We start from the raw sequence: 19,559 nt of genomic DNA on the forward strand, positions 1-19,559 counted from the left end.
GGAGATCCGCCATGACCCAGACCGACCCGAACCCGACGGGCGCCCTTGAATTCATCGGCATGATCCAGCCGCGCGAGCAGTCGGAGATCCATCCGGCGCAGGGCGAGGCGATCGATCCCGCCTATCTCCTGGCCTCGGCGCGCGCGCATGACGAGGCGGGCTTCGACCGCATGCTGATCGGCTGGTACAGCAACGGCCCGGACGGGCTGGAACTGGCCTCCTGGCTGGCGGCGCAGACCCGGAAGGTGGGCTTCCTGGTGGCGCACCGGCCCGGCTTCCAGGCGCCCAGCACCGCCGCCCGCGCCTTCGCCACCCTGGACCAGCTCAGCGGCGGCCGCGCCGCCATCCATGTCATCTCCGGCGGCGACGATGCCGACCAGGCGCGCGACGGCGACTGGCTGGACAAGGATTCCCGCTACGCCCGCACGGATGAGTACGTCTCGATCCTGAAGTCGATCTGGACGGCACGGCAGCCGGTCGATCACGAGGGCGCGTATTATCGCATCAAGGGGGCCTCGCCCGAGGTCCGGACGGTCCGCCGCCCGCACATCCCGGTCTATTTCGGCGGTGCCTCGGAAGCGGCGCTGCGCGTCGCCGGCCGGCATGCCGATGTCTATGCGCTCTGGGGCGAGACGCAGGCCCAGGTGCGCGAGATCGTGACGCGGGTGCGCGCCGAGGCGGCGAAGCATGGGCGGCAGGTGCGCTTCAGCCTGTCCTTCCGCCCGATCCTGGCCGAGACGGAGGAGGCCGCCTGGGCCAAGGCGGAGCGTATCCTGGCCGAGGTGCGGCGGGTGCGCGGCGCGGCGGCGCTGGGCCCGGCGGACGGCCAGCCGCAGAACGCCGGCTCGCAGCGCCTGCTGGCCGCGGCCGCCCTGGGCGACCGGCCGGAGGGGCGGCTCTACACCGCCATCGCGCGGGAGACCGGCGCGCGCGGCAACACCACCGCCCTGGTCGGCACGCCCGAGCAGGTGGCCGAAGCCTTCCTCGAATACCACGCGCTGGGCGTGACCACCTTCCTGATCCGCGGCTTCGACCCGCTGGAGGACGCGGTGGAGTATGGCCGCTCCCTGCTGCCGGCCACGCGCCGGCTGGTCGCGGAGCGGCTGGCCCGCCAGCAGCAGGGCGTGGCCGCCGAATGATCCGCCGCCGCAGCCTGATCCTTTCCGGTGCCGCGCTGGGCGCGGGGCTTTCCACAGGCCTGGGCGCGCCGCGCCTCCTGCGGGCGCAGACGCCCCTGCGGGTCGGCGACCAGCGCGGCAATGCCCGCGCCGTGATGGAAGCGGCGGGGGTGCTGAAGGGCGTCGAGGAGCGCTTCGCCTGGAGCGAGTTCCCCGCCGCCGCGCCGCTGGTCGAGGCGCTGAATGCCGGCGCCATCGACACCGGGCTGGTGGGCGATGCCCCCTTCACCTTCGGCGCCGCCGCCGGGGTGCCGGCCAAGGCCATCGCCGCCACGCGGGAGAACCGCGAGGGTCTGGCCATCGTGGTGCCGAAGGACAGCCCGGTCCGCTCCCTCGATGATCTGAAGGGCAGGAAGATCGCCACGGGGCGCGGCTCCATCGGCCATCAGCTGGTGCTGGCGGCGCTGGAGGAGGCCGGACTTGGCACCGACGCGGTGGAGCTGGTCTTCCTGCTGCCGGCCGATGCCAAGGCGGCCTATGCGCGCGGCGCCGTCGATGCCTGGTCCACCTGGGAGCCCTATGTCAGCCAGGAGGAGGTGCTGGCCGGCGGCCGGCGCGTGGTGCATGGCGGCCAGCTGACGCCGGGCCTGTCCTTCCAGGCGGCGCGGGACGACGCCATCGCGGCGCGGCGCGACGATCTGGCCGAGTTCGTCCGCCGCCTGGCGCAGGCCCGGGCCTGGGCCAATGCCAATATCCCGGCCTATGCCCGGTCCTGGTCGGCGCTGATGAACATTCCGCAGCCGGTGGCCGAGCACTGGTTCGCCCGCGCGCGCACCCGCGTCGTGCCGATCGACGACAGCGTGGCGGCGGACGAGCAGCGCAACATCGACCTCTACACCCGCGCCCGGCTGGTGCGGCGGCGCATCGCGGCGGCCGATCTGCTGGACGCCTCCTTCACCGAGGCGATCCGCGCCGGCAACGCGGCCTGAGCGGGCCGGCGAGGGCTCAGGCCAGCTCCCGCCGCGCCAGCGTCACCCAATAGGCGGCGCCATGGATCAGGGCGGCGTCGTTGAAGTCGTAGAGCGGCGTGTGCACGGGGCGCAGGACGCCATCCGGGCCGGTGCCGTTGCCGGTCATCATGAAGGCGCCGGGCCTGCGCTGCAGCATGTAGGCGAAGTCCTCGGCGGCGGTGATCGGCGCCGCCTCGCGCCGCACCGCGGCCTCCCCGGCCAGGGCGGCGGCGGCATCGGCGGCGCGCGCCGCTTCCGCCGCGGAATTGACCAGCACCGGATACTCGGCCTCGAAGCGGATGGTCGCGGTGCAGCCCTGCGCCAGGGCGGCGGCCTCGGCCAGCTCGCGCAGCCGGCGCTCCAGGATGTCGCGCACCTCTGACCGGAAGGTCCGCGCCGTGCCGCCCAGCACCACGCTGGCGGGGATCACGTTCGGCGCCGCCGGCGTGCCGGCCGAGATGTAGCCGGCGCTGATCACCGCCGCCTCCAGCGCCGGGATGTTGCGCCCGATGGCGGCCTGCAGCGTCAGCAGGAACTGCGCCTGGGCCAGGGTGGGGTCGGTCGCGCGGTGCGGCATGGCGCCGTGCCCGCCGGTGCCCCGGAACTCCACCGCCCAGCTGTCCATCGCGGCGAGCATCGGCCCCGCGCGCGTGGCGAAATGCCCGACCGGCAGGCCCGGCTCGTTGTGCAGGCCGAAGACAGCGTCGCAGGGAAAGCGGTCGAACAGACCCTGCTCGACCATGGCGCGGCCGCCGCCGAGATTCTCCTCGGCCGGCTGGAAGATGACGTGCAGCGTGCCGCCGAAATCCGGATTCTCCGCCAGGTGGCGGGCGGCCGCCAGCAGCATGGCGGTGTGCCCGTCATGGCCGCAGGCATGCATCACCCCGTCCCGCTCCGAGGCATAGGGCAGGCCGGTGGCCTCGCGGATCGGCAGGGCGTCCATGTCGGCCCGCAGCGCGATGGCGCCTTGCCCAGGCCGGCGGCCGCGCAGCGTGCCGACGATGCCGGTGCCGGCCAGGCCGGTCGTCACCTCGAACCCCCAGTCGCGCAGCCTGCCGGCGACGATGCCGGCGGTGCGATGCTCCTGGAAGCCAAGTTCGGGATGGCGGTGCAGGTCCTGGCGCAGCGCGATGAATTCGGCTTCGTGACGCCTCAGCGCGTCGAGCAGGGCATTGTCCATGGGGGTCCGTCGGTCTTCGCTGGCGATCTGAATGGCCGGCATCGTCGCCCTCGCCACGCGGGGCTGTCAAACCGGCGGCGTGGCTTGTGCGCCGCGGGCGCGCGGCTATGGTCGCGGGGCAGGAACATGATGGAAGGGCAGGGCATGGCGGCTGGATGCGCGGGCGGGACGGGATTGTCGCGGCGCCGGCTGCTGAGCGGCGCGGCGGGCATGGCCATCCCCCTCCTGGCATCGCCGCTTCTGGCCACGCCCCGGCTGGCGCGGGCCGAGGCGCCGGTGCGGGCCCGCGACCTGCTGGGGCGGGAAGTGGCGCTGCCGCGCCCGGCGCGCCGGGTGGTGCTGGGGCAGGGGCGGCACCTGGCGGTGCTCAATCTCCTGCATCCCGATCCCGCCAGCCTGGTCGTCGCCTGGAGCGAGGACATGCGGCGTGGCGAGGCGCGGGAATACGCCAAGTACCGGCAGCGCTTCCCCGCGCTCGACCAGTTGCCGAACCTCGGCCAGAACCTGGGCGGCGCCTCGCTGGAGATGATCCTGGCGGCGCGGCCGGACCTCGTGCTGCTGAGCCGCCGCAACCTGATGGCACTGGGCGAGGCCGGGGCGCAGGGTCTGCTGCGGAGTCTGGAAACCGCCGGCATTCCGGCCGCCGTCATCGACTTCTTCATCGCGCCGCTGCGCGACACGGAGCCGAGCCTCGAGACACTCGGCACGCTGATCGGCCGCGAGGCCCAGGCCCAGGCGCTGCTGGCCTTCCATCGCGGCCGCATGCAGGCGGTCCGGACCGTGCTCGCCGGAGCCGCGTCGCGGCCCTCGGTTTTCATGCACGTCCATGCGGGCGGCACGGATTGCTGCTACTCGCCCGGGCGCGGGGTCTTCGACGACCTGATCCAGGCGGCCGGCGGGCGGAACATCGGCGCCGAGACCCTGCCGGCGGAGACCGGGCAGCTCAACCTCGAAGCCGTGCTGGCGCGCAATCCGGATGTCTATGTGGCCACGGGCGGGCCCTTCGGGGGGCGCGGCGGGGTCAGCCTCGGCGTGGGCGTCGAGGCGGCGGCGGCGCGCGCCAGCCTGGAGGAGGTCATCCGCCGCCAGAACCTGGGCAGCCTGCCGGCGGTGCAGGGTGGGCGGGCGCATGCGCTGTGGCACGGCTTCAATGATTCGCCGACCCATGTCATCGCCGTGGAAGCCATGGCCCGCTGGTTCCATCCGCAGGCCGCGGCGGCGCTTGATCCGGCGGCCAGCCAGGCCGTGCTGAACGAGCGCTTCGCCACGGTCCCTATGGAGGGGACCTACTGGACCGACATGGCCTGAGGGGGCGCGGCCTGAGGGGACGCGCCGGCGCCAGGCCAAGGCAGCGGGCCACAAGCTGCATAAGATATGTTATGTAAAATTCCTTCTCAGGACAGCATGCGCGTATCGCCGTCGATGCTGATCGCCTGGCCGGAGATGGTCCGCCCGCGCGGGCTGGCCAGGAAGAGGATCTGGTCCGCCAGCTGTCGCGGCGTGACATAGTCCTTGATGGAGGTGAAGGAGAAGGCAAGCCGCTCCATCTCCGCGAAGCTGATGCCCTTCTGCTGCGCCTTGGCCTCCAGCACGCGCCGTTGCCGGTCCCCGGCGACCAGCCCCGGCAGGATGGCGTTCACCCGGATGCCGTCATCGCCCAGCTCGATGGCGAGCGACTTGGTCAGCCCGATCACGCCCCATTTGGCGGCCGCGTAGGGCGCGCGCAGCGCGAAGCCATGCCGGCCGGCGGCCGAGGAGAGGTTGACGATGCTGGCATTGCCCGAGCGGCGCAGATGCGGGATGGCCAGCCGGGCGCAATTGAACTGGCTGGTCAGGCAGACCTCCAGGCAGCGGTCCCAGTCCTCCGGGTTGATCTCCTCCAGCCGCCCGGTCGGCCCGGCGATGCCGGCGTTGTTCACCAGCACGTCGAGCCCGCCGAGCTGCGCCAGCGCCGCCTCGAACAGCGCCGCCACCTCGCGCCGGTCGGCCACATCGGCGCGGCGATGGCCGATGCCGGCCGGCAGCGTCGCCAGCCCCGCCTCGTCCAGGTCGCAGGTGAAGACCTTCGCGCCCTCTTCCGCGAAGGCCTCGGCGACGGCGCGGCCGATCCCCGCCGCTCCCGCCGTGACCAGCACGCGCAGCCCCTCGATGCCCAGATCCATGATGCCGTTCCTCCTTCAGCCGGGCGGTAGGCCGCCCTTGTCGATGATGAACTCCGCGGCGCGGACGATGTCCTCGGCGATGGCGGCACGTGCCGCCCCGGCATCGCCGCGCCGGATGGCCGCCAGCGCCGCGGCATGGCAGCGTGCCGCATGGCCGGCGGTCAGCCGGTCGCGCGAGTGGCGCAGGTCGAGGTTGATCACCGGCCCCGCCTTGAGCCACAGACCGCCGATCACCTCCAGAAGGGTCGGCAGGCCTGCCGCGGCATAGACGGCGAAGTGGAAGTCGCGGTTCAGCGCCACCACCCGCCCGGTCTCCGGCGCCGAGCGGTCCAGCCGCGCCGCCGCCTCCGCCGCCGTGATCGCCTCCAGGGCGCGCGCATCGCACCGCTCCGCCGCCAACCCCGCCGCCCAGCCCTCGATGCCGGCCCGCACCTGGGCCAGCTCCTGGAACTGGCCACGCGTCAGGCGCGGCACCTGAACGGCGCGGTTCGGCGCCACCTCCAGCGCCCGGTCGGCGATCAACCGGCTGACCGCCTCCCGCACCGGCATGACCGAGACGCCCAGCGCCTCCGACAGGTCGCGCAGCGACAGCCGCTCGCCGGGCGCGACCCGGCCTGAGATCAGCAGCTCGCGCAGATGCGCATAGGCGGCCTCCGCCAGGGTACGGCGCTCGAGCACGGGCAAGCTGGCGATGGCGTGGTTCACGGATTCTCTCTGGACAAGCCGGCGGCGATGGGCAAGCCTTGCTGTGATCACAGATCACGATCCGTGATCGGTCAAGAAGCGGGATCACAGAATTCCGCCACGGAGAGGAACCGAGAGAATGACCGAACTCCCCCGCGTGACGCGGCGCGGTGCCCTGCTCGGCGCCGCCGCCCTGCTGGGTGCCCCCGCCATCTCCCGGGCGCAGTCCGACACGCTGCGCTTCGGCCACCTGACACCGCGCACCGGCTTCCTCGGGCCGCTCGGCGAGTTCGCCGTGCAGGCGGCGACGCTGGCGATGGACGAGGTCAATGCCGGCGGCGGCATCAACGGCCGCAAGCTGGAGATCAGCTTCGAGGACAGCGTCAATCCGCAGACCGCCAATTCCAAGGCGGAGCGCTACATCCAGCGTGACGGGATCCGCTACATCCTGGGCGAGATCAACTCCGCCTCGGCGCTCGCCATCGGCCAGGTCGTGCAGCGCGAAGGCGCCATGTTCATCAACACCGGCGCCAATTCCGACGCGCTCCGCAGCACCGACTGCCGCCGCAACATGTTCCACATCGAGGGCCAGAACTCGATGTACGTGAAGGCGGTCGGCCGCGCCCTGATGGAGAAGGGGCTGATCCGCGACAAGAAGGCTTATGCCCTGACCGCCGACTACGCCTTCGGCCACGACCTGCTGAAGGTCGCCAAGCGCTTCCTCGGCGAGAATGGCGGCACCATCGCCAATGAGGACCTGATCCCGACCGACCTGACGGACTTCTCGCCCTTCCTGCTGAAGCTGCGCCGGGCGCGGCCGGATGTGGTGGTGGCGAACCTCGCCGGCGCGCAGATCACCAACTTCCTGAAGCAGTATTCCGAGTTCGGCCTCGCCATGCCGGTGGCCGGCTTCGGCTTCGACACGGCGCTGGCCTGGGGCGCGGGATCGGGCAACTTCCTCGGCACCTGGCCGACCATGTGGCACCACCGGCTGGAGAACGCGGCGGCGAAGAAGTTCACCGCCGACTTCCGCGGCCGCTTCGGCCGGCCGCCGGAGAACCAGGCCTGGGGCGACTACAACGCCGTGAAGATCCTGGCGCAGTCGATGAACGAGCTGAAGAGCAACGACGTCGCCAAGGTCGTCGAGCATCTGCAGAAGGGCGCCAGGTTCAATGTGCTGAAGGACCGCGAGAGCTACTTCCGCGCGCGCGACAACCAGATCATGACGGAGATGTACGCGATCTCCGCCCTGCCCCCCGCCGAGCAGAAGGACCGCTTCGACATCTTCACCTCCTCGCCGCCGATCCCGGGGCCGGGCGAGAGCCTGGAGGCGATCGCCTCCACGCCGGACGAGGCGAGCTGCACCTTCCCCAGCTGATGCCGAGGCGCCGGGCCCTCCCGGCGCCGTTCCCCGTCGCGTCGCAGGAGCCCTTCCCTTGGAATTCTTCGATCTGCTGGAGCAGGTCCTCAACGGCCTGCTGATCGGCGCCTACTACCTGCTGATCGCCCTCGGCCTCTCGCTGATCTTCAGCCTGGGCGGCATCGTCAACCTGGCGCATGGCGCCTTCTACGCCATCGGCGCCTATCTGACCGTGGCGCTGGCGCCGAGCCTCGGCTTCGGCGGCGCCTTCATCGCCGTGCCGGTGCTGGTGGCGCTGCTGGGCCTAGTGATCGAGCGCTTCCTCCTGCGGCGCTTCTACCGGGCGGACCCGGTGCTCTCCCTGCTGCTCACCTTCGGCCTGGCGATGGTGGCGGAGCAGACGCTGCGCATGGTCTTCGGCGCGGCGCCGATCCCCTTCTCCATCCCGGCCGCGCTGCGCGGCCAGGTGGAGGTGGGCGACTTCATCTATTCGCGCTACCGGCTGATGATCCTGGGCGTGGCGGCGCTCTGCGTGCTCGGCCTCTGGCTGCTGCTGCGCAAGACCCATTTCGGCCGCGTGGTGCGGGCCGGCGTGCAGAACCCCGACATGGTGGGCGCGCTCGGCATCTCGCTCCGTCCCTACATGTCGGCCGTGGTGATGATCGCGGTCGGGCTCGCGGCGCTGGCCGGCGTCATGCTGGCGCCGGTGCTCGGCGTGCATCCGGCGATGGGCGCCGAGGTGCTGACCTTCGCCTTCGTCGTCGTGGTCATCGGCGGCCTCGGCTCCTTCTGGGGCGTGGTGGTCGCCGCCATCATCGTCGGCGTGGTGCGCGGCATCGCCGCCTATGCCTTCCCGCCGGCCACCGAGGCCTCGATCTACCTCCTCATGCTGCTCGTCCTGCTGCTGCGCCCGCGCGGCCTGTTCGGCGAACGCATCGCGAAGTTCGAGTGAGCATCATGACCCGCGACATCCGCCCGCTGCTGATCGCCCTCGCGGCGCTGATCATCCTGCCCTTCCTGCTGCCGGCGCTCGGCCTGACCCTGGTCTCGGCCACCGATGTGGCGATCTTCGCCATCGCGGCCATGGGGCTGAACATCCTGGTCGGCCATACCGGCCTGGTCTCCTTCGGCCATGGCGCCTGGTTCGGCATCGGCGCCTATGCGGCCGGCATCCTGCAGCGCAGCCTCTTCCCGGGCGACATGCTGCTCCCCGGCCTCGGCGCCGTGCTGGTGGTGGCCGCCCTGGCCTGCCTCGCCGGCCTGCTGATCCTGCGCCGCCGCGGCGTCTACTTCTCCCTGCTGACCCTCGCGCTGACGGCGATGCTCTTCACCATCGCCTTCCGCTGGACCTCGCTCACCGGCGGCGAGAACGGCTTCGGCGGCATCACCCGCTACGCCGCGCTCGACAGCGCGGCCCTCTACTACACCGCCGTCGCCGCCATCGGCCTCGGCGTGGTCTATCTCCTCTGGCGCTTCCACAGCGCGCCGGTCGGCACCGTGCTCGTCGCCATCCGCGAGAACGAGCAGCGGGCCCGCTTCCTGGGCTATGACACCGACCGCTACAAGCTGCTGGCCTTCACCCTCTCGGCCAGCGTCACCGGCCTGGCCGGCGTGCTCGCCGCCTTCAACCACCGCTTCGCCTCCGCCGAGCCCATCGCCATCGCCTTCTCGGGCGAGATGCTGGCCATGGTCGTCATCGGCGGCATGCGCAGCTTTCTCGGGCCCGCCCTGGGCGCCCTCTTCTACATCCTGTTCCGCGAGTTCCTCTCGATCTACACGGCGAACTGGCTGCTGGTCTTCGGCCTGCTCTTCGTCGGCTTCATCGTCTTCTCGCCGGACGGGCTGGTCGGTGTCGGCCGGCGCCTCCTCGCGCCCTTCCGCCGCAAGGAGGTCGAGGACGCGGCCATGTCGGCGCGGCGCACCGTCGATCCCTCCCCCGTGCCGAACCGGTTCGTTCGGCCCGGCGTGGCGCAGGGGCCGGTGCTGCGCGTCGAGGGGCTGGAGAAGAGCTTCGGCCGCATCCACGCCGTGCGCGGCGTCGGCTTCGAGATGGCCGACCGCACGCTGCATGCCCTGATCGGCCCGAACGGCGCCGGCAAGACCACCGCCTTCAACCTGATCTCCGGCATGTTCCCGCCCGACAAGGGCCGGGTGATGCTGGACCAGCGCGACATCACCGGCTTCGAGCCGCAGCGCATCACCCGCGCCGGCATCGGCCGCTCCTTCCAGATCACCAACCTCTTCCCCGGCCTCAGCATCGAGGAGAATCTCCGCCTCGCCATCCAGGCGCGGCACGCGGCCCGCTTCGGCCTCTGGCACGATGCCCGCGAATACGACGACATGAACGACGACACGGCGACGCTGCTGCGCTGGATGGGCCTGGCCGGCATCGAGAAGGCCGAGGCCGGCGCCCTCTCCTATGGCGGGCAGCGGCTGGTGGACATGGCGGTGGCCGTCGCCACCCGCCCGCGCCTGCTGCTGCTCGACGAGCCGCTGGCCGGCCTGGCCACCGCCGAGCGCGCCCGCGTCGGCGAGCTGATCAAGCGCATCTCGGCCGATATCCCGGTGCTGCTGGTCGAGCACGACATCGACCGCGTCTTCGCCCTGGCCGACCGCGTGACGGTGATGAACGACGGCGAGGTGCTGGTGGACGGCACGGTCGAGGATGCCCGCACCGATCAGCGGGTGCAGGCGGTCTATCTCGGCTCCGGCACCAGCGCCATCGCGGCGCGGCCGCGCACCTCCTCGGCGCGGCCCGAGGATCTGCTGCGGCTCGAGGGCATCAACACCTTCTATGGCAAGAGCCACATCCTGCAGGGCGTGGACCTCGCCGTGAAGCAGGGCGAGATCCTGGCGCTCCTCGGCCGCAACGGCGCCGGCAAGTCCACCCTGCTGAAGAGCATCATGGGCATCGCCCGGCCCGCCAGCGGCAGCATGACCCTGGCCGGCGAGGAGATCGCGGGCCTGCCGGCCGACCGCATCGCCCGGCGCGGCATCGGCTTCGTGCCCCAGGGGCGCGGCCTGTTCGCCGGCATGTCGGTGGCCGAGAACCTGGCGCTCGGCCGGCTGAAGCGGCTGACCGGCGCCGGCGAGCACTGGTCGGAGGAGCGGGTGCTGGAAGCCTTCCCGCGCCTCAGGCAACGCTGGCGCACCCCGGCCGACGCCCTGTCCGGCGGCGAGCAGCAGATGGTCGCGGTCGCGCGCGCTCTGTCCGGCGACACGCGCCTGCTGCTGCTCGACGAGCCCTTCGAGGGACTCTCCCCCGCCGTCACGGAGGAGCTGTTCGAAGCCTTCGACAGGCTGCGCAAGGACATCTCCATCCTCATCGTCGACCACAACCTCGACCTCGCCCTGGCGCTGTCGGACAGCACCGTGGCGCTGGAGCGCGGCGCGGTGACCTGGCGCGGCGAATCCCGCCTGCTGCGGGACGATCTGGACCTGCGGCGCAAGGTCCTCTGGCTCTGATGCGCCCCTCAAGGATCACCGCATGACATCCGAGACCCGCAAGGTCGCCATCATCGGCGCCGGCCTGATCGGCCGCGCCTGGGCGATGATCTTCGCCCGCGCCGGCTGGCGCGTCGCCCTGCACGATCCGGCGCCGGGCGTGGCCGGGAGCGCCCTCGGCCTTTGCGCGGAAGGCCTCCGGGACCTCGCCGCGCAGGGCCTCTGTGACGATCCGGCCGGCGCCGCCGCGCGCATCACGGCCAGCCCGGATCTCGCGGCGGCGCTGGAGGGGGCCAGCTTCGCGCAGGAGAACGGGCCGGAGGACCTCGCCGTCAAGCAGCGGCTCTTCGCCGAAATGGACCGGCTGGCGCCGCCCGAGGCCATCCTGGCCTCCTCCTCCTCGGCGATCCGCGTCTCGCTCTTCGCCGCCGGGCTGGCGGGGCGGTCGCGCTGCCTGATCGGCCATCCGGTCAATCCGCCGCACCTGATCCCGCTGGTGGAACTGTCCGGCGCCGAATGGACCGCCCCCGAGATCCTCCTGCGGGCCCGCGCCATCTATGCCGGGATCGGCCAGGTGCCCATCACGGTGCTGAAGGAGGTGGAGGGCTTCATCCTCAACCGCCTGCAGGGCGCGCTGCTGGCCGAGGCCTTCCGCCTGGTCTCCGAGGGCTATGTCACGCCGGAGGATCTGGACCACACGGTGAAGGACGGCCTCGGCCTGCGGTGGTCCTTCATGGGGCCCTTCGAGACCATCGAGCTGAACGCGCCGGGCGGCATCCCGGACTATTGCGCCCGCTACACCGGCTTCTACAAACGGCTGGCGGCCGAGCCGGCGGGGCCCGAGGTCTATGGCGAGGAGGCGACGGCGCGCATCCTGTCGCACTGGCCGGCCGAGGGCGACCTGCCGGCGAAGATGCGCTGGCGCGACCAGCGGCTGGCCGCGCTGCGCGCGCACAAGAGGACCCAGGAGGAGAACTGATCCATGGCGACGAAGCGGAAAGTCATCATCACCTGCGCCGTGACGGGCGCCATCCACACCCCGAGCATGTCGCCGCACCTGCCGGTCACCGCCGAGCAGATCGCCGATGCCGCCATCGGGGCCGCCGAGGCGGGCGCGGCCATCGTGCACCTGCATGCGCGCAACCCCGAGGATGGCCGGCCGGACCAGACGCCGGAAGGCTTCACCCCCTTCCTCAAGGTGATCAAGCAACGCACCGACGCGGTGGTGAACATCACCACCGGCGGCGCGCCGACCATGACCATCGAGGAGCGCGTGCGCCCGGCCGCCACGCACAAGCCGGAGGTCGCCAGCCTCAACATGGGCAGCATGAACTTCGGCCTCTTCGGGATGCTGAACCGGTTCAAGGAGTTCAAGCACCAATGGGAGAAGGACTACCTCTCCGACAAGGGCATCATCTTCCGCAACAGCTTCGCCGACATCGAGTACATCCTGACGACCTGCCGCGAGAACGGCACGCGCTTCGAGTTCGAATGCTACGACACCGCGCATCTCTATAACCTGAAATACTTCTTCGACCAGGGCATCGTCACCGGTCCGCTGTTCATCCAGACCGTCTTCGGCCTGCAGGGCGGCATCGGCGCGCATGAGGAGGACGTGCTGCACATGAAGCGCACGGCCGACCGCCTGTTCGGCGACAACTACAAGTGGTCGGTGCTCGGCGCCGGGCGGAACCAGCTCCCGATCGCGGCCATGGCGGCGGCCATGGGGGGCAATGTCCGCGTCGGGCTGGAGGACAGCCTCTGGGGCGGACCGGGGCGCCTCGCCGAGAGCAATGCCGAACAGGTGCGGCTGGCCCGGCAGATCATCGAGGGGCTGGGACTGGAGGTGGCCTCGCCGGACGAGGCGCGCGAGATCCTGGCGCTGAAGGGCGGCGACAAGGTCGCCTTCTGAGCCCGCGCGCCGGCGGGCGGAGGGGAAGAGGCCTTCCCCTCCCGCCTTTCAGCGATCGTGGAAGGTCACGAAGCCGTCCACCGGCTCGCGCTCCGAGCGCAGCCGGTTGGCCGGTTCCGCCGGGTCCTCGAAGCCCAGCGCCATGCCGCAGACGACGATCTCGCTCTCCGGGATGCCGAGCTCCCGCCGCAGGATGTCCGGGTAGTTGGCGATGGCGGCCTGCGGGCAGGTCTCCAGCCCGTGCGCCCGGGCGGCGATCATGATGTTCTGCAGGAACATGCCGTAGTCGAGCCAGCTGCCCTGCTCCATATCGGCATCGATGGTGAAGACCAGCCCCACCGGCGCGCCGAAGAAGCTGAAGTTGCGCCCGACCTGCCGCGCGCCGGCTTCGTGATCGCCGCGCTTCACCCCTGTCAGTTCATAGAGTTGCCAGCCGAGCTTGCGGCGCCGCTCGAGGTAGGGCGAGCGCCAGGTGACCGGGTAGTATTCATATTCCCGGCGGCTCGCCTCGCCCGCCGCATGGGCGGCGCCCATGGCCGCGGTCAGCCGCGCCAGGGCGGCGCCGGTCACGGCGTGCAGCTTCCAGGGCTGGATGTTGCTGCCGCTCGGCGCCCGGCTGGCCACCGCCAGGATGCGCCGCAGGACCTCCGTCGGCACCGGGCGCGGCAGGAAGCCGCGGATGCTGCGGCGGCCCGTGATGGCCGCCTCGATCGCCGCCTGGCCGCCCGCCATCCTCAGGGCCGCTCCCGCCCCAGGATCACGGTGCCGCTGGCCGAGAACATGCCCCCCACCCCGTGACAGACGGAGACCTTCACGTCCGGCACCTGGGCCGGCGCCTGCCCGCGCACCTGCCGCACGCTCTCCTGCAGGGCGAACATGCCGTACATGCCGGTATGGGTGTAGGAGAGGCCGCCGCCATTGGTGTTCATGGGCAGCCTGCCGCCGGGCGCGGTGTGGCGGGCCTCGATGAAGGCCCCCGCCTCCCCTCGCCCGACGAAGCCCAGATCCTCCAGCCCGTAGAGCGGCAGATGGGCGAAGGCGTCGTAGATCATCAGGTGATCGACATCGGCGTGGCGGATGCCGGCGGCCTGGAAGGCGGTCGGCCCGGCGACGCGGAAGGCGCGAGAGGAGGTGAAGTCCTCCATCTGGCTGATCATGTTGGTCTCGACGCTCTCGCCCGTGCCGAGGAGATAGGCCGGCGGCTGGGGGAAATCGCGCGCGCGGTCGGCCGAGGTCAGGATCAGCGCGCCGCCGCCATCCGTCACCAGGCAGCATTGCAGCAGCCGGAAGGGATAGGCGATCATGCGGCTGTTCAGCACGTCATCCACGGTGATCGGCTCGCGCTGCGCCGCGCGCGGATTCCGCCCCGCCCATTCCCGCTGCACGACCGCGACCATGGCGAGCTGCTCATGCGTCACGCCATAGGTCTTCATGTAGCGCAGCACGGGAATGGGGAAGAGCGTCGGCGGGCCGAAGGGACCATAGGGCGCCTCGAACTGGCCGTTCAGGCTCTGCGGCTCCGGCGGGCGCGGCGTGGCGTTGATGCGCGACTTGCCGCTCTCGCCATGGGTGATCAGCACCGTCCGGCAATAGCCGGCGGCGATGGCGGCGGCGGCGTGGCGGACATGCAGCATGAAGGAGCAGCCGCCGACGCTGGTGCCGTCCACCCATTTCGGCGTGATGCCGAGGTAGTGCGCGATCTGTTGCGTCATCATCGCGCCGGTGCAGGCCACGCCGTCGATGTCGGCGGGCTTCAGCCCGGCATCGGCCAGGGCGTTCAGCGCCGCATCGGCGTGCAGCATGATCTGCGACATCTCGGGCACGGCGCCGATGCGGGTGCTTTCCGCCGCGCCGACGATGGCGATGGAGCCCGGGGCGATGCTCATGCCCGCTCTCCCCTGTCTGACCCCTGGGCCGGGCGGAACAGCGGCAGGCTGATCTCGTCGTCCATCGGGGTGAAGGCCACCTCTAGTTCCATGTCGAGCTGCAGCGCCTCGGGCGTCTGCGGGCAGTCGACGATATTGGTCATCATGCGCGGCCCTTCCTCCAGCTCGACCACGGCGATGGCATAGGGCGGCTCGAAGCCCGGCACCTTGCGGTGATGGATGACATAGCTGTGCAGGGTGGCGCGGCCGCTGGCGGCGAAGACCGCGACCTCGCGCGAGCCGCAGCCGGGGCAGAAGGGGCGCGGCGGGAAATAGACCTTCTCGCAGGCGGTGCAACGTTGCAGGCGCAGCTCGCCGGCGCGCGCGCCCTCCCAGAAGTGCTGCGTCTCGGGTGTCGGTTCGGGGCGCGGGCGGCCCGCTGGCAGGCTCATGCGGTGTCGTCTCCTCGGTATGGGTTCAGGGCGCGGCGCGGTAGCGCTCCTTCAGGATGCGGCGCAGCAGCTTGCCGGTCTCGCTGCGCGGCAACTCCTCGACGAAGTCCACTTGGCGCGGGCATTTCGGGCCGGCCAGCCGGTCGCGGCAGAAGGCGATGATCCGTTCCTCCAGGGCCGGCCCGGCCTCCACGCCGTCAGCCGCGCGGATGATGGCGCGCACCGTCTCGCCGAACTCCGCATGCGGCACGCCGATCACCGCCGCCTCGGCCACCGCCGGATGCTGCACCAGCACCTGCTCGATCTCCCAGGGATAGATGTTCACGCCGCCGGAGAGGACGAGATCGGCCCGCCGGTCGCTGAGATAGAGGAAGCCCTCCTCGTCGACGGAGCCCACATCGCCATAGGTGCCCCGCCCCTCCGCGTCATAGGCCGCGGCGGTCTTCTCCGGCGCGTTGTGGTAGCGGAAGCGCGGGGCGCCGGGGGTGAGCGGCGAGAACCAGATGCCACCCACCTCGCCGGGCGGCAATTCCCGCCCCGCCTCGTCCAGGATGTGCAGGCGGCATTCCAGCGGCCGCCCGACCGAGCCCGGATGCGCCAGCCAGTCCCGGCTGTCGATGACGGTGCCGCCGATGCCCTCCGAGCCCGCGTAGTACTCGACCAGGATCGGGCCCCACCACGCGATCATCGCCTGCTTCACATCGCGCGGGCAGGGCGCGGCGGCATGGATGGCGACGCGATGGCTCGAGAGATCGTGGCGGTTCCGCACCTCCTCCGGCAGGGCCAGCAGGCGGATGAACATGGTCGGCACCCACTGGCTATGGGTGACGCGGTGCCGCTCGATCAGTGCCAGGGCCTTCCCGGCATCGAACTTCCGCATCACCACGGCGGTGCCGCCGAGGTCGATGGCGCGCGTGGTGTAGCGATGCGGCGCCGCGTGATAGAGCGGCGCGGGGGAGAGGTAGACGGTGTCGCGGTCGAAGCCGTAGCTGGCGAGCCAGCCGGGCGTCCAGTCGGGCGCCTCGCGCCGCTCCGGCGGCAGCAGGTCGCGGCGGATGCCCTTGGGCAGGCCGGTGGTGCCCGAGGAATAGAGGAACTCCCGCCCCACGGGGCGCTCCGGCAGCGCCGCCGGGCCGGGATAGGCCAGGAGCGCCGCCTCCAGGCTTTCATAGCCCGCCAGCCCCGTGCCGGTCGCGTAGCGCAGCCGCTCGCCCAGGGCGCCCTCCGACTGCAGCGCCTGCGCCAGCTCCGCCATGGCCGGGCTGGTGATGAGCAGCTTCGCGTCGCTGTCCGCCAGCATGTAGGCCACTTCCGGCACGCGGAGATGGGTGCTGAGCGGGGTGTAGTAGAGGCCGGCGCGGCGCGCGGCATAGGCCAGTTCCAGGAAGGCGGGGCCGTTCTCCAGCAGCAGGGCGATGCCGTCCCCCGGCCGCAGGCCGAGGCCGATCAGCCATTGCGCGATGCGGTTGGACCGCTGGTCCAGCTCGGCGAAGCTCAGGGCGGTGCCGTCATCCGGGAAGTATGCCGCCACCTTCTCGGGCTGCTGCCCGGCCCATCGCGCCAGATGCGCCATCCTCGGACCACTCCCCTGCCTCATGGACGTCGCGCGGCTGTCCTGCCGCTTGCGGCCAGCCTGGAGCATCCGGGGGGAAGCCGTCAATGTCCGCCCAGCAATCTTTCCGGATCGCACAGCGAAATTGACACCAGGGCCGAGCCTATCGCAGGCTCCCCCCGCGGCGGCCCCGAAGAGGGCTCGGACAGGGACTGGCGGGAGCGAACAAGGACGATGACCCTTTCAAATCTTGGACGGCGGCCCCTGCTGGCCGGCCTCGCCGGCGCGCTGGCGGCGCCCGCCCTGCCGCGCCCGGCCAGGGCGGCGGCCGACTATCCCGGCACCCAGCCGGTCAGCATCCTGGTGCCCTATGCGCCCGGCGGCGCGCCGGATGTGCTGGGGCAGGTGCTCACGCAGGGCCTGCACCGGCGGCTCGGCGGCAATTTCGTGCTCGACCACAGGCCCGGCGCCTCCACCACCCTCGCCGCGCGTCTGGCGGCGCGGGCCAGGCCGGACGGCTATACGCTGCTGATGGGCACGGTGGTCACCTTCACGACCGCGCCCTACGCCCTGCGCGATCCGGGCTTCGACGCGGTGAAGGACTTCGCCCACATCACGATGATCTCGGACACGCTCTTCCTGCTGGTGGCCAATCCCCGCTGGTCCAGCCTGGAGGAGCTGCTGGCGGCGGCGCGGCAGCGGCCGGGGCGGCTGTCCTTCGCGACCTGGGGCGTGGGCACCACGGCGCATCTGATGATGGTGGATCTGATGGCGCGCACCGGCACGGAGTTGCTGCACGTGCCCTACAGCGGCTCGCCGCCCGCGCTGACCGACACCATCGCCGGCCGGGCCGATCTGATGTTCTCCACCTTCGCCCCGGCGCGGCCGCATGTCGAGGCAGGCCGGCTGCGGGCGCTGGCCATCCCCTCGCCGCAGCGCAACCCCGTTCTGCCGGAGGTGCCGACCCTCGAGGAGCTGGGGCAGAAGGATTTCGTCAGCAGCGGCTGGTTCACCCTCTCGGCGCCGGCGGGCACGCCGCCCGGCATCCGCTCCAGCCTGGAGAAGGCGGCGGTGGAGGCCTTCGCCGCGCCCGAGGCCCGCGCGCGGCTGGACAGCCTCGGCCTGGTGCCCGCCGCGCCGGGGCCGGAGGCGCTGATGACCCGCCTGACCCGCGAGGCCGCGCTGAACCAGCGGCTGATCCAGGCCGCCGGGATCCAGCCCGAATGAGCGGCGCGACGGCGCAGGCCGGTGTCACCATCGCCCATCTCGCCCTGCTGGGCCTGCGGCGCCATCCGGAACGGCCGGCCTTCGCGCAGGATGGGCAGGTCTGGTCGCGCCGGCACGTGGCGGACGGCATCAGCGCCATGGCCCGCGCCCTGCTGCGCTTTGGGCTGCGGCGGGGGGACGGCGTCTCGGCCCTGATGGCCAACCGGCCGGAGGTGTTCATGGTCCGTACCGCCGCGCAGCTCATCGGCTGCCGCTACACGGCACTGAACCGCCTCGCCGGCCCGGCCGACCTCGCCCATATCCTGCGCGACGCCGAGATCCGCCTGCTGGTGCACGACCCGGCGGAGGCGGAGCGCGCCCATGCGGCGGCGGAGGCGGCGGGATGCCCGCTGGTGCTGTCGCTCGGCGGCGGCGAGGGGCGGCGGCGCGACCTGCAGGCGGCGGCGGCGGAAGAATCGGGCGATGATCTCGACCCTGTCGGCGACGACGAGGATCTCGGCCAGCTCAGCTATACCGGCGGCACCACGGGTCAGCCCAAGGGCGTGATGCTGCCGCACCGCGCCCTGGTGCAATGCGCGACGATGATGCTGGCCGAATACGACTGGCCCGCCGTGCCGCGCATGCTGCTGGCGACGCCGCTGAGTCACGCGGCGGGCTCGCTGGTGATCCCGGTGCTGCTGCGCGGCGGCACCGTGCACGTACTGGGCGGCTTCGAGCCGGAACCCTATCTCCGCCGCATCGGGGAGCAGGGCATCAACTGCGGCTTCGGCGTGCCCACCATGATCCGCGCCCTGCTGGCCGAGCCCAGACTCTCGCGCGCCCGCACGCGCGGGCTGGAGACCTTCATCTACGGCGCGGCGCCCATCGCCCCCGCCACGCTGCTGGAGGCGATGGAGCGGATCGGCCCCGTGTTCATGCAGCTCTACGGCCAGACGGAGGCGCCCAACACCGTCTGCCTGCTGCGCCGGGCGGATCATGATCCGGCGCGGCCGGCGCTGCTCTCCTCCTGCGGCGAGCCGATGGCCGGCGTCGATGTGCGGCTGCTGGCGGAGGACGGCACGCCCGTGCCGCGCGGCGAGCCGGGCGAGATCTGCGTGCGCGGCCGGCTGGTCATGCGCGGCTACTGGAAGCGGCCGACGGAGACGGAGGAGGCCCTGCGCGGCGGCTGGCTGCACACCGGCGATATCGCGCGCGAGGACGAGGGCGGGTACCTGCACATCGTCGACCGGCGCAAGGACATGATCATCTCCGGCGGCTTCAACGTCTATCCGCGCGAGGTGGAGGATGCGCTGGCGACCCACCCGGACGTGGCGGCGGCGGCGGTGATCGGCGTGCCGGATGCGCGCTGGGGCGAGCGGGTGCAGGCCTTCGTGGTGCCGCGCGATGGCCGGCGTCCGGACGAGGCGGCGCTGGCCGAGCATGTGCGCGCCCTGAAGGGCCCGGTGCAGGCGCCCAAGTCCGTGGTGCTGATCGACGCCCTGCCCACCACGCCGATCGGCAAGATCGACAAGAAGGCGCTACGCGCGGGCTTCTGGCAGGAGGCGGCGCGCCACGTGGCCAGACCCGCCCCCCCCCCCCCGGGGGGGGTGCGCC

General features: G+C 71.9%; 17 protein-coding genes. 10 read left to right on the plus strand and 7 right to left on the minus strand.

Going from position 1 to position 19,559, the window contains the following annotated elements; all coding sequences use genetic code 11:
- Positions 1–11: 11 nt before the first annotated feature.
- Together ACVMLK_RS08035 and ACVMLK_RS08040 are read left to right on the plus strand one after the other, a co-directional pair.
- On the plus strand, positions 12–1,139 hold the full coding sequence (locus ACVMLK_RS08035) for an LLM class flavin-dependent oxidoreductase (protein ID WP_457486115.1): 1,128 nt from the start codon (positions 12–14) through the stop codon (positions 1,137–1,139).
- Positions 1,136–2,107 carry an ABC transporter substrate-binding protein gene (locus ACVMLK_RS08040; protein ID WP_198366657.1) on the plus strand — a complete coding sequence of 324 codons (972 nt, stop codon included), beginning with the start codon at positions 1,136–1,138 and terminating at the stop codon, positions 2,105–2,107. Before ACVMLK_RS08035 ends, ACVMLK_RS08040 begins: the two co-directional genes overlap by 4 nt.
- A gap of 16 nt (positions 2,108–2,123) precedes the next feature.
- On the opposite strand, the gene ACVMLK_RS08045 is transcribed toward ACVMLK_RS08040, so the two are convergent.
- A complete protein-coding gene (locus tag ACVMLK_RS08045; RefSeq protein ID WP_457486116.1) occupies positions 2,124–3,308 on the minus strand; it encodes a M20 aminoacylase family protein in 1,185 nt (394 codons plus the stop codon).
- 210 nt (positions 3,309–3,518) lie between these two features.
- Here ACVMLK_RS08045 and ACVMLK_RS08050 point away from each other — a divergent pair, with 210 nt between their 5' ends.
- Entirely contained in the window at positions 3,519–4,616 is a 1,098-nt protein-coding gene (locus ACVMLK_RS08050; protein WP_198366659.1) for an ABC transporter substrate-binding protein, read from the plus strand.
- Positions 4,617–4,702: 86 nt separating this feature from the next.
- On the opposite strand, the gene ACVMLK_RS08055 is transcribed toward ACVMLK_RS08050, so the two are convergent.
- Together ACVMLK_RS08055 and ACVMLK_RS08060 are read right to left on the minus strand one after the other, a co-directional pair.
- Positions 4,703–5,470 carry an SDR family oxidoreductase gene (locus ACVMLK_RS08055; RefSeq protein WP_198366660.1) on the minus strand — a complete coding sequence of 256 codons (768 nt, stop codon included), beginning with the start codon at positions 5,468–5,470 and terminating at the stop codon, positions 4,703–4,705.
- A 15-nt stretch (positions 5,471–5,485) separates the two neighbouring features.
- A complete protein-coding gene (locus ACVMLK_RS08060) occupies positions 5,486–6,175 on the minus strand; it encodes a GntR family transcriptional regulator (RefSeq protein ID WP_457486117.1) in 690 nt (229 codons plus the stop codon).
- A gap of 118 nt (positions 6,176–6,293) precedes the next feature.
- Here ACVMLK_RS08060 and ACVMLK_RS08065 point away from each other — a divergent pair, with 118 nt between their 5' ends.
- Genes ACVMLK_RS08065 through ACVMLK_RS08085 form a run of 5 tightly spaced genes read left to right on the plus strand, consistent with a single transcriptional unit; the run spans position 6,294 to position 12,870 of the window.
- Positions 6,294–7,532, plus strand: coding sequence for an ABC transporter substrate-binding protein (locus ACVMLK_RS08065; protein ID WP_198366662.1), 1,239 nt, complete (start codon positions 6,294–6,296; stop codon positions 7,530–7,532).
- Positions 7,533–7,590: 58 nt separating this feature from the next.
- Positions 7,591–8,466, plus strand: a complete 876-nt coding sequence (locus ACVMLK_RS08070) for a branched-chain amino acid ABC transporter permease (protein WP_198366663.1) — start codon at positions 7,591–7,593, stop codon at positions 8,464–8,466.
- A gap of 5 nt (positions 8,467–8,471) precedes the next feature.
- A complete protein-coding gene (locus tag ACVMLK_RS08075; RefSeq protein ID WP_457486121.1) occupies positions 8,472–10,979 on the plus strand; it encodes a branched-chain amino acid ABC transporter ATP-binding protein/permease in 2,508 nt (835 codons plus the stop codon).
- Positions 10,980–11,001: 22 nt separating this feature from the next.
- Positions 11,002–11,937, plus strand: coding sequence for a 3-hydroxyacyl-CoA dehydrogenase (locus tag ACVMLK_RS08080; protein ID WP_457486118.1), 936 nt, complete (start codon positions 11,002–11,004; stop codon positions 11,935–11,937).
- A gap of 3 nt (positions 11,938–11,940) precedes the next feature.
- A complete protein-coding gene (locus ACVMLK_RS08085) occupies positions 11,941–12,870 on the plus strand; it encodes a BKACE family enzyme (protein WP_198366665.1) in 930 nt (309 codons plus the stop codon).
- A gap of 48 nt (positions 12,871–12,918) precedes the next feature.
- Here the strand turns inward: ACVMLK_RS08085 and ACVMLK_RS08090 are convergent, their stop codons facing one another.
- The 4 genes from ACVMLK_RS08090 to ACVMLK_RS08105 are packed head-to-tail and all read right to left on the minus strand — an operon-like array spanning position 12,919 to position 16,760.
- Positions 12,919–13,602 carry a nitroreductase gene (locus ACVMLK_RS08090; protein ID WP_198366666.1) on the minus strand — a complete coding sequence of 228 codons (684 nt, stop codon included), beginning with the start codon at positions 13,600–13,602 and terminating at the stop codon, positions 12,919–12,921.
- A 2-nt stretch (positions 13,603–13,604) separates the two neighbouring features.
- On the minus strand, positions 13,605–14,756 hold the full coding sequence (locus ACVMLK_RS08095; protein ID WP_198366667.1) for an acetyl-CoA acetyltransferase: 1,152 nt from the start codon (positions 14,754–14,756) through the stop codon (positions 13,605–13,607).
- Positions 14,753–15,187, minus strand: a complete 435-nt coding sequence (locus ACVMLK_RS08100; protein WP_198366668.1) for a Zn-ribbon domain-containing OB-fold protein — start codon at positions 15,185–15,187, stop codon at positions 14,753–14,755. The genes ACVMLK_RS08095 and ACVMLK_RS08100 overlap by 4 nt, the downstream gene beginning before the upstream one ends.
- A gap of 25 nt (positions 15,188–15,212) precedes the next feature.
- Entirely contained in the window at positions 15,213–16,760 is a 1,548-nt protein-coding gene (locus ACVMLK_RS08105) for an acyl-CoA synthetase (protein ID WP_457486119.1), read from the minus strand.
- A gap of 213 nt (positions 16,761–16,973) precedes the next feature.
- Here ACVMLK_RS08105 and ACVMLK_RS08110 point away from each other — a divergent pair, with 213 nt between their 5' ends.
- Together ACVMLK_RS08110 and ACVMLK_RS08115 are read left to right on the plus strand one after the other, a co-directional pair.
- Positions 16,974–17,966, plus strand: coding sequence for a Bug family tripartite tricarboxylate transporter substrate binding protein (locus ACVMLK_RS08110; protein ID WP_198366670.1), 993 nt, complete (start codon positions 16,974–16,976; stop codon positions 17,964–17,966).
- A partial coding sequence (locus ACVMLK_RS08115) for an AMP-binding protein (protein WP_457486120.1) occupies positions 17,963–19,559 on the plus strand: 1,597 nt, incomplete at its 3' end. The genes ACVMLK_RS08110 and ACVMLK_RS08115, both read left to right, overlap by 4 nt.

It is taken from the genome of Teichococcus aerofrigidensis (assembly GCF_054073225.1).

Bases quoted from the DNA above. Each gene is read 5' to 3' on its own strand.
- ACVMLK_RS08035 (WP_457486115.1), top strand. From the start codon at position 12: ATGACCCAGACCGACCCGAACCCGACGGGCGCCCTTGAATTCATCGGC.
- ACVMLK_RS08040 (WP_198366657.1), top strand. From the start codon at position 1,136: ATGATCCGCCGCCGCAGCCTGATCCTTTCCGGTGCCGCGCTGGGCGCG.
- ACVMLK_RS08045 (WP_457486116.1), bottom strand. From the start codon at position 3,308: ATGGACAATGCCCTGCTCGACGCGCTGAGGCGTCACGAAGCCGAATTC.
- ACVMLK_RS08050 (WP_198366659.1), top strand. From the start codon at position 3,519: ATGGCCATCCCCCTCCTGGCATCGCCGCTTCTGGCCACGCCCCGGCTG.
- ACVMLK_RS08055 (WP_198366660.1), bottom strand. From the start codon at position 5,470: ATGGATCTGGGCATCGAGGGGCTGCGCGTGCTGGTCACGGCGGGAGCG.
- ACVMLK_RS08065 (WP_198366662.1), top strand. From the start codon at position 6,294: ATGACCGAACTCCCCCGCGTGACGCGGCGCGGTGCCCTGCTCGGCGCC.
- ACVMLK_RS08075 (WP_457486121.1), top strand. From the start codon at position 8,472: ATGACCCGCGACATCCGCCCGCTGCTGATCGCCCTCGCGGCGCTGATC.
- ACVMLK_RS08080 (WP_457486118.1), top strand. From the start codon at position 11,002: ATGACATCCGAGACCCGCAAGGTCGCCATCATCGGCGCCGGCCTGATC.
- ACVMLK_RS08085 (WP_198366665.1), top strand. From the start codon at position 11,941: ATGGCGACGAAGCGGAAAGTCATCATCACCTGCGCCGTGACGGGCGCC.
- ACVMLK_RS08090 (WP_198366666.1), bottom strand. From the start codon at position 13,602: ATGGCGGGCGGCCAGGCGGCGATCGAGGCGGCCATCACGGGCCGCCGC.
- ACVMLK_RS08095 (WP_198366667.1), bottom strand. From the start codon at position 14,756: ATGAGCATCGCCCCGGGCTCCATCGCCATCGTCGGCGCGGCGGAAAGC.
- ACVMLK_RS08100 (WP_198366668.1), bottom strand. From the start codon at position 15,187: ATGAGCCTGCCAGCGGGCCGCCCGCGCCCCGAACCGACACCCGAGACG.
- ACVMLK_RS08105 (WP_457486119.1), bottom strand. From the start codon at position 16,760: ATGGCGCATCTGGCGCGATGGGCCGGGCAGCAGCCCGAGAAGGTGGCG.
- ACVMLK_RS08110 (WP_198366670.1), top strand. From the start codon at position 16,974: ATGACCCTTTCAAATCTTGGACGGCGGCCCCTGCTGGCCGGCCTCGCC.